This window comes from Sphaerisporangium sp. NPDC049002, assembly GCF_040649355.1.
In the GTDB taxonomy this organism is placed as follows: Bacteria; Actinomycetota; Actinomycetes; order Streptosporangiales; family Streptosporangiaceae; genus Sphaerisporangium.
Genome location: NZ_JBEZFH010000268.1, coordinates 1 through 8909, shown reverse-complemented (window position 1 = coordinate 8909; position 8909 = coordinate 1). Strand labels below are relative to the sequence as shown.

Genomic DNA, 8909 nt, shown 5'->3' with positions numbered 1-8909 from the left:
GGTGCGCCGTGGGGACGTTCGGCGGCCTCGCCGTCGTCCGCACGGCCCTCGTCCCGCACGCTCGTACGCGCGCCTGCGCCGACCGGCTCGCGCGGCTGTCCGGCGACGCCCGGCACCTGCTGTTGCTCCTCGCCGCCGATCCCGAACTGGACACGGCCACGCTGATCCGGGCCGCCGAGCCCCCGCACGCGCTCCTCGCCCTCGAACCGGCCGAGACCGCCGGGGTCGTCCGGGCCACCGGCGACCGCTACGCCTTCACCGAACCGGCGATGGGCTCGGTCGTCTACTCCGGCGCGTCCCTGGCCCGGCGCCGGGCGGCGCACCGCCTGCTGGCGGACGTTCTCGACCAGGACCACCAGCGCCTGCGCCGGGCGTGGCACCGGGCGGTGGCCCTCGACGGCCCCCGCGAGGAACTGGCGGACGAGCTGGCCACGGCGGCGGAGGCCGCGCCCGCGCGCAGCGGCCACCCGGAGCCCTTCCTCGCGCTCGAACGCGCGGCGGAGCTCACCGGGCACGGCGACGTCAAGGCCGCGCGGCTGGCCGCCGCCGCACGCCACGCGTCGAACGCCGGGCACCCGCAGCACGCCAGGTCGCTGCTCGCCCGGCTGTCGTCCCTGACGGTCCCCGAGGAGATGCGCGGGCGGGCGGAGCTCCTCCACGGAAGCCTGGAGCTGTTCGGCGGCGAGACCGGCAACGCGCACGACCGGTTCCTCGCCGCCGCCGGATGGCTGCTCGACCGTGACCGCGCTCTCGGCGTGCGCGCGCTCGTCCGCGCCGCCGAGGCCGGCTACCTCGCCGGGGACAACCGGCGGTTCCTCGCCATCGCCCGCCGCGCCGCCGCGCTTCGCCGTCCCGACGACTCCCCGGCCACCCAGCTGATGTTCGAGTACCTCGCCGGGATGGCGGCCACCTTCCGGGGAGAGCACGCCGAGGCCGCGGACCCGCTGCGCCGGGTCCTGCGGCTGGCCCCCACCACGCGCGACCCTGCCATGCTGGTATGGGCGGGCGTCGCCAGCCTGCTGCTCGGTCAGGACGCCCACGCGCTCACGCTGGCCACCAGGGCCGTCGAGACCGCGCGCGGCAGGGGAGTGGCCTCCGCGCTCCCGCAACTGCTGGAGTCGGTGATCCACGCCGAGATCTGGATGGGCCGCTACGCCTCCGTCGCGGCCAACGCCGTCGAGGGCCTGCGGCTCGCCCAGGAGACCGGCCAGCTCAACACCGCCGGCCACCACCTGGCATGGCTCGCGCTCACCGCAGCAGTCCAGGGGGACGAGGAGACCTGCCGCATCCGGGCCGGCGCCGCGCTCGAACTCGCCGACGCCCACGGCCTGGGCGTGGCCGGGGCACTCGGCAACTGGGCGCTGGCCCATCTCGACCTCGCCGCGGGGCGGGTGGCCGAGGCCGCCAACCGGCTGCGCGCCCAGCGCAGGAACGGCCACGTCGTGGTGCGGGTCATGGCGACCCCCATCTTCATCGAGGCCGCCGCGCGCACGGGGGACCGGGACAGGGCCGTGGCCGCGTTGCGGGTGCTCGACCTCTGGGCGGCCAGCACCCGCAGCCCCGACCGGCTCGCGCTCGCGGCGCGGTGCCACGCGCTGCTCGCCGGGCCGGGCGAGGCCGACGAGCTCTTCCGGCACGCCCTCGACCTCCATCACCGGGGCTCGTGCGCGTTCGAGACCGCGCGTACGCAGCTCCTCTTCGGGAGCGCACTGCGCCGGGAGCGGCGGCCCGGCTCGGCCAGGGAACACCTGCACAGCGCGCTGGAGACCTTCGAACGGCTCGGTGCCCGCCTGTGGATCGACCAGGCGAGGGGCGAGCTGCGCGCCGCCGGTCAGGCCGTACGGTCGTCCGCCCACGCCGCACGGTCCCCGGCGTCCGCGCAGGCCGAGCAGCTCACGGCCCAGCAGTACCAGATCGCGCGAATGGTCGCCGAGGGCGCCACCAACCGCGAGGTGGCCGCCCAGCTCTTCCTCAGCCCCCGCACCGTCGAGCACCACCTCAGGAACATCTTCGCCAGGCTCGGCATCCGCTCCCGCGTGGAACTGGTCCGCTTCCTCACCTGACCCCCGGGTGGGCACCGCACCTCACCACTTCATTAGAAGGCTAGTGATTTCGCCGATGCGTGGATGACCGGGCGACTCGACAATTGCGGCAGTCAGCAGTCAACGGGAACCACCAGGCGTCGTTCTCCCTCTGGCACGGCGATCGGGGAAGTCTCCGGTCGACGTCCCGCGCCTGCCGCCCGCGTGGTCCTCCCACCCCCCATCAGCAGGGAGCACAGCAACGTGCAGCCTCGGAAACTCCTCTCCCTCAGCCCCCGACCCTCGTCCCGTGGTTCTCTGGGCGCGCGGACGGTCGCCAAGGTGTGCCTCGCGCTGGTCCTGGCCGGCGGAGGCGTCGCCTTCGCCCCCGGCGTCCAGGCCGCCGCCAACCCGTACGAGCGCGGGCCCGCCCCCACCAACGCCAGCATCGAGGCGGCCCGCGGCCCCTTCGCCACGTCCCAGACCTCCGTCTCCTCGATCGGGGTCATCGGCTTCGGCGGCGGCACCATCTACTACCCGACCGACACCAGCCAGGGGACGTTCGGGGCCATCGCCATCGCCCCGGGCTACACCGCCACGTGGTCCAGCCTCAGCTGGCTCGGCCCCCGGCTCGCGTCCCAGGGGTTCGTCGTGTTCGGCATCGAGACCAACACGATCTACGACCAGCCCGACAGCCGGGGACGGCAGCTGCTGGCCGCACTGGACTACCTGGTCGGCAGCAGTTCCGTCAGGAGCCGGATCGACTCCAGCCGGCTCGCCGTCGCGGGCCACTCCATGGGAGGCGGCGGCACCCTGGAAGCGGCGAACGCCAGGCCGTCCCTCCAGGCGGCCATCCCGCTCGCGCCGTGGAACCTCACCAAGAGCTGGTCGGGCGTACGCGTGCCAACGATGATCATCGGTGGCGAGGCGGACACCATCGCCCCCGTGGCCACGCACTCGGAACCGTTCTACAACAGCATCCCCGCGTCGTCGGAGAAGGCGTACATGGAGCTCAACAACGCCTCGCACTTCTTCCCGCAGACGTCGAACACCACGATGGCCAAGTACATGATCTCGTGGATGAAGCGGTTCATCGACGACGACACCCGCTACGAGCAGTTCCTCTGCCCGGCTCCCAGAAGCTCGGCGATCGAGGAGTACCGCGACACCTGCCCCCACGCGTAACGCCCCGCACCCCTCCGATGGCGGCCGCCACGCGGCCGCCATCGGCATGCCCGGACCTGTCCGCCCACGGCGCGCCGACCCGCGGCGCGATCGCTCCGCGTGGCGGCGTGGTGTCGGGGAGATCCTGACCGGCAGGGCGTATGGTGGTCATGACCGGCCGCGGACGGGTGCGGGCCAGGGGCGTATGCGCTGGCCAGGGCACCGAACTCTGCGGAATAATCGGCAAGACCTGTACCGTGATGGGCCCGGTAGGCGCATACTGGAGACAATGAAGACATCCCGGACCGTGACCCGGCGCTACCTGCCTGGAAGTCCTTTCAACGTCCCAGCCGCTCCCGTCCCCCCTGTCGAGCAGTACGCCTTGCAGGATCTGGTAACCCACGACAAGTACGGCCTCGGCCGGGTGATCGGTGTCGAGGACGACATCGCGGTGCTCGTCGACTTCGGCCCGCAGCAAGAGCGCATCCTCGCGCCGTACGCCAAGCTCACCAAGCTCTGAGACCGCCGGCCGTCCACGGCGGGCCCTGGGCCGGATCGGCCGGCCTCGGAAACGGGCCGGGCGACCGGCCCGTTCACGCCAGGAGGCGCACGGTGACGTCCGGCCGGGAGGCGAGATCCTCCGCGGTCGTGCCGTACGTCCCGGCACCCCCGGTCACGGCCCGTCTTTCGGCCTGTCGCCGTACTGGGCGATCAGTGCGCTCGCCTCGCGCAGGATCGCGGCCTGTCGTTCGAGGCGCCTGCGGCGCCGGGCAGCGGCCATCCTGATGACGAGGAAGGCGACGACGAGGAGGACGAGGAAGGCGAGCTGCGGCCACGGAAGTGCCCAGAGCGTGGTGCCGATCGTCACCTGCTCGGCGACGACGCCCGAGGGCGACTTACCCACGGGTGAGGGAACCGCCGCGACCTTCGTGGTGATCGACCCCATCGGCCAGACGCCGGTCACCCGCGCGGTGAACTGGCGGCTGCCACCCGGCATGATTTCCCTGGACTTCGCTTCGGACGTGTCGTCCCAGCCGCTTTCCCCCAGCAAGGCGGACGTTCGGACGCTCGTGTCCGGGGCCACCCGGACATTGCCGTCGTTCGTCACGGTGTAGGTCACGTCGATGGAGCCCCCGGCGAAGGGGTTCCATGAGCCGGAGTATTCGGCCCGCAGATCGGTCACGGCGACTTTGGCCATGTAGTCGCCGGTCACACGGAGGTTCACCCGGACGCCCACCCGGTTCTGGACCCGGACCTGTCCGGAGATCGTGTCCACGGACGCGGTGACACCGGCGGGGTGGTCCCCCGGCGTCGCGTTCCGCGGCACCGAGACCTTGATGGGCACGACGGCGGTGGCACCGGCGGGAAGGCTCACCTTGTCGGGAACCTTGATCCATGCTCCGCCGTCGGTCGGCGTGGCGTCCGAGGGCCGCATGTCGAACAGCCCCTTGGCGGTCAGGTAGCCGTCGTTGGCGTCGATCGCGAAGACGACCTCCTTGGTGGAGCGGTTGACGACCGCGACATGCTCGGTCACCTCCTGCCCACCGGCCAGTTCGACATCGATCACGCTGCGGCCGTCGGGGCCGTTGGCGTCGGCCGGCGCGACCGACCAGGTGATGTCGCTCCGGCTATCGGCGCCGGCCGGGGAGGCGAATCCGACCGTGGTGGTCGCGCCGGCAGCGCACAGGAGCGCGAGGAGGGCGAGTGCCCTGCGCGGACTGCTCATGGCCAACAGAGGTGTCTCCTGTCTGATCGTGAAGGTCCGGGACGTGAGCCAGACTGGCACACGTCCCGGACGGACCGAGCGGCAGGGGCGTCCCGCCCCTCCGGCTCAGGACTGGTTGAACAGTGAGAGCGTCAGGGTGGAGTGGTATTCCCCGGCGGCGACGTCGACCGGGGTTCGTAGTGCGAGGTCGGCGTTGACCTTGTGGGTGCCGATCTCTTCGGCGGAGTTCGCGGTGGATACGAGGAGTTCTTGGCCTTGCAGGCCTACGGCGGGTGCTCCGGTGCCGTCGGAGACGACGCTGGAGATGGGTTCGCCGGCTTCGACGGCTCCGGTGGTGGAGCCGGTGAGCAGGTGGGGGGCCCATCCGAGGTATTCGGGGCCGATGGTCTTGGCCGGGTCGCCGGTGGCGACGAGTTGGCTGGATTGGCCGACGACGGCCCAGAAGTTTCCTGCGGGGATCTCGTCGGGGAGGCGGGTGTCGGTGACGGTGACGGTGGGCAGGGTGCCGGTGAACTGGCGGGCGGCGGCGTTGGAGCCGTTCTCGGTGAGGGTGACGCCGTTGTTGTCGGCGACGGTCATGGAGACCTGGCCGGGGACGCGGAGGGGTTCGATCGTCACCGACACCTCGATCCCGTCGGTGTCGGGGTCGCCGTCCGCCATCGCGGGACCGGCCACGCCGGCTAGGGCGAGGGCGAGCACGGATGTGGCGAGTATCTGGGTGGTCCTACTGCTTTTCATATGATTGCTCCACTTATAGGGGTTCGTTCAGCTGGTGGCCCCGGCGCGTGCACCGGGGCCACCAGCGGGCCGGGTCAGCCGCAGTCGATCGCGGTGTAGGCGGCGTCGTAGGACGAGGTGACCTGCCTGCCGCCGATCGTCGCGGTGCCCGTCACGTTCACCGTGCCGGCGGCGAGCTGCTTGGCCCGGGTGTTGAAGGACTGGTACGCCTGCTTGCCCGGGGCGACGTCGGCCACGGTCTTGGAACCGTAGGAGGTCGACAGCGTCACGTTCACCGGCACCGAGGCGTCGTTGACGGCCGTGACCGCCACGTACGCCGACGTGCCCACGCAACGGGCCTGGGCGGTCACGGTCATCGCGATCTCCGGAGCGACCGGCACCGCGACGGCCTTGATCTCCTCGACGTTCCCGGCCTTGTCGGTGGAACGGAACCGCAGCTCGTGCCCGCCCTGGCCGGAGACGGTGACCGTACCGGTGTAGGGGGTCCAGGCGCCGCCGTCCAAGGAGTACTGGGTGCCGGCCACGCCGGACGTCTCGTCCGTCGCGGAGAGGGTCGCCGGCACACCGCCCTGGTCCGCCGCGCCGACCGTGGCGGTCGTCACCGGCGCGGTCGCGTCCACCTTGACGGTCAGCGTCTGGGTGACCTCGACACTGCCCGCCTTGTCGACGGAGCGGTAGGCCAGCGTGTGCGAGCCGTCCCCGTTGATGGCGATCGGCGTCGTGTACTTGGTCCAGTCGCCGCCGTCGAGCTGGTACTCGGTACGGTCGACCTTGCTGTCCTGCCCGGGGGTCGCGGACAGCGTGACCGACACCGGGCCGGTGAACCAGCCACCGGCAGGCTCGGCCGGGCTGGTCGTCGCGGTCGTCACCGGCGGCGCCTTGACCTTCACGGTCTCCTTGTTGTAGTTCTTGCCGCTGCCGTCCGGCGCGTAGTTGTTCTCGACGTTTCCGGCGATGTCGACGGCGAACCAGGACACCTCGGTGGTCTTGCCGACCCTGATCTGCTGCGCGCCCTCACGCATGCCCGCCGACGTTAGTTTCAGCGAGTTCAGCGTCGGCCGGCTGCCGTCCAGCGTGTAGTACACGTTGGCGGGCTCGCTGGTCTTGAAGGTGAACGTGGTGGAGCCGCCGGTCTTTTCGGTGATCTTCAGCTGCGACGCGGGACGCTCGCGGTCGTCGGCGAAGGCGCGGGCGACCTCCAGGATGGCGATCTGCCCGTTGGCGAACTCCATCGCCTCCTCGTGTCCCTCGCTGAAGGCCGGCTGGAAGCCGACCGCGGTGAACCGCTTGGTGGCGGGGTTGTACAGGTCCGCGCCGACCTCGAAGTCCCAGCTGATGATGCCCCGGTTGTACCAGTGCTCGTCCGCGCTGTTGCCGGCCGCGGAGTAGAGGACGTCGGTGACGGGACCGGTACGGCCCGGCCAGATCGCCGTGGCGCGGTAGGCCTGCACCGCGGACAGGATGTGGTCGGAGGCGGACCAGAAGTAGTTCTCGGTACCGAAGTCGACCCGCGGCAGCAGCTCACGCCCAGCGGTCTTGTAGGCCCCCGGAGGCCACATGAAGTAGCCACCGTAGGAGTGGGTGTTCATCGCGAACTTGATGTTGGGGTACTGCTGGGTGAGCCACACCTCGTTGCGCGCCTCCGGCTCCGACAGCTCGGCGGGACCGGCGTAGGTATCACCGGTGCAGCTCGCCGAGGCACCGTTGAACCCGTCGAAGTAGGAGCCGACCGAGAAGTTCCGGTTCAGGTCCACACCCCAGGAGTTGCGGTTCGCGGGGTCGGCGGCGTTGGCGGCGCAGTGGTTGGTCAGGTTCCTGCGCTGCATGTTGTAGTCGTACATCGAGTAGTGCGAACCGTCGGGGTTGACGGTCGGCAGCACGAAGATGTCGAGGTTGTCCACGAGCTTCTTGGTCGCCTTGTCCGCCGAGTAGTTGCGAAGCAACCGCTCGGCGGTCTCCACGCAGGTCAGCGGGGTGACCCATTCACGGGCGTGCTCCTGGCAGTAGAGGAACACCCCGACCTTGGAACGGTCCCGCTTCTTGCCGATGCGCAGCACCTTCATCTGGAACGGGTCGCGCGACACGCTCGCCGGGGCCTTGAGGTAGTCGGTCAGCCGTGTCGCCGCCGCGGCGGCCACCACACCCGCGCCCGCGTTGCCGCGGTAGGTGCTGGCCGTCACCAGTGCCGACGCCGCCGGGTTGGCGTTCACGGCGTCCACCACCTGCTTGGCGGTGCTGGTGATCGAGCCCGACGCGTCGGTCGCCAGGTTGACCACGATGTCCTTGCCGTTGACCCCGACCGTCAGCGCGGAGCCGGCGGCGTTCGGGTTGACCAGCGCGGCGGTGATGTCGTTGCCGCCCTCGCTGCCGTAGGCCTTGGAGCTCAGGTAGACGATGCTGGCCGATCCCGTGCCGAACTGCGCCTGGGCGAGCCGGCGGTAGCCGTTCGTCTTGTACGGCAGATCGATGATCTCCGACGTCTTCGGGAAGGCCTTGGCCAGATCGACGATGCGCTGGTTGACCTCGGTCGCGTCCATGTAGTGGTCGACGAAGTCGGAGACGTAGTGCGGGCTCGGTGCCTTGCGCGGCGCACCCAGCCACTTGGTCACCTTCGCCGTCGCGGAACCGCCGCGGTTGCTGGTGATCGTGACCTTGGCCGGCTGCTGGTCGATCGCGAGCGGCGAGGTGAACCGGTGGTACATGTACTGCCCGGCGTCGGTGAACCGGGACATGGTCGCCGTGCCGCCCGAGTCGGGAGCGGTGTCCTTGCCGCTGTCCCAGGTGGCGGTGAGGATGGTCTGCGCGTCGGTCGCGCTCGACTTCACCTCGACCGACAGGAAGCGCTGGTTGTCCACACTGGTGAACCACTCCGCGCGGAGCACCGTCAGCTTGTCGGCCTCGGCCTCGGCCTCGGCGACCTTCGCGAGGGCCTGGCGCCGCTCGACCTTGTTGGCGGCGACGTCGCTCTCGTCGGAGATGACGCCACGAAGATCGAAGCCCTGGCTCCTCAGGTGGTCGGCCTCCTGGGGGCTGAGGATGGCGTGCACCTCGATGCCGTCATCCACAGGCTTCTTGTATTCGGCCAGGTCCACGCCCATATCGGCCAGCCGGTCCACCTCGGACTGGTCCGGCACGACGATCCGGACCAACGCGACGCCGTTCTGGCGACCCGGGTCGAAGCCCCCCACATCAAGCATCTCAACGCCACGATTCAACGTCTTTACTCCGATGACCAGCGAATAGGCGGAGGCATGCTGCTC

6 protein-coding genes are annotated in these 8909 nt (G+C 70.6%); 3 read left to right on the top strand and 3 right to left on the bottom strand.

The window, feature by feature from the left end:
• The 3 genes from AB0B89_RS32710 to AB0B89_RS32700 form a co-directional block, all read left to right on the top strand.
• The coding region (locus tag AB0B89_RS32710) for a LuxR C-terminal-related transcriptional regulator (RefSeq protein ID WP_358560506.1) at positions 1-2063 on the top strand (2063 nt) is incomplete at its 5' end.
• Positions 2064-2363: 300 nt separating this feature from the next.
• Complete coding sequence (locus tag AB0B89_RS32705; RefSeq protein ID WP_358560504.1) at positions 2364-3206, top strand: alpha/beta hydrolase; 843 nt, start codon at positions 2364-2366, stop codon at positions 3204-3206.
• 268 nt (positions 3207-3474) lie between these two features.
• Positions 3475-3705 carry a hypothetical protein gene (locus AB0B89_RS32700; RefSeq protein WP_358560502.1) on the top strand — a complete coding sequence of 77 codons (231 nt, stop codon included), beginning with the start codon at positions 3475-3477 and terminating at the stop codon, positions 3703-3705.
• Between the two features lie 153 nt (positions 3706-3858).
• Here the strand turns inward: AB0B89_RS32700 and AB0B89_RS32695 are convergent, their stop codons facing one another.
• The 3 genes from AB0B89_RS32695 to AB0B89_RS32685 form a co-directional block, all read right to left on the bottom strand.
• Positions 3859-4917 carry a hypothetical protein gene (locus tag AB0B89_RS32695; protein WP_358560500.1) on the bottom strand — a complete coding sequence of 353 codons (1059 nt, stop codon included), beginning with the start codon at positions 4915-4917 and terminating at the stop codon, positions 3859-3861.
• A 99-nt stretch (positions 4918-5016) separates the two neighbouring features.
• Complete coding sequence (locus AB0B89_RS32690; protein ID WP_358560498.1) at positions 5017-5649, bottom strand: hypothetical protein; 633 nt, start codon at positions 5647-5649, stop codon at positions 5017-5019.
• A gap of 74 nt (positions 5650-5723) precedes the next feature.
• Complete coding sequence (locus AB0B89_RS32685) at positions 5724-8846, bottom strand: M14 family zinc carboxypeptidase (protein WP_358560496.1); 3123 nt, start codon at positions 8844-8846, stop codon at positions 5724-5726.
• Positions 8847-8909: the final 63 nt, after the last annotated feature.

Coding starts and splice junctions, on each gene's coding strand:
- AB0B89_RS32690 (WP_358560498.1), bottom strand. CDS start 5,649: ATGAAAAGCAGTAGGACCACCCAGATACTCGCCACATCCGTGCTCGCC.
- AB0B89_RS32685 (WP_358560496.1), bottom strand. CDS start 8,846: ATGCTTGATGTGGGGGGCTTCGACCCGGGTCGCCAGAACGGCGTCGCG.
- AB0B89_RS32700 (WP_358560502.1), top strand. CDS start 3,475: ATGAAGACATCCCGGACCGTGACCCGGCGCTACCTGCCTGGAAGTCCT.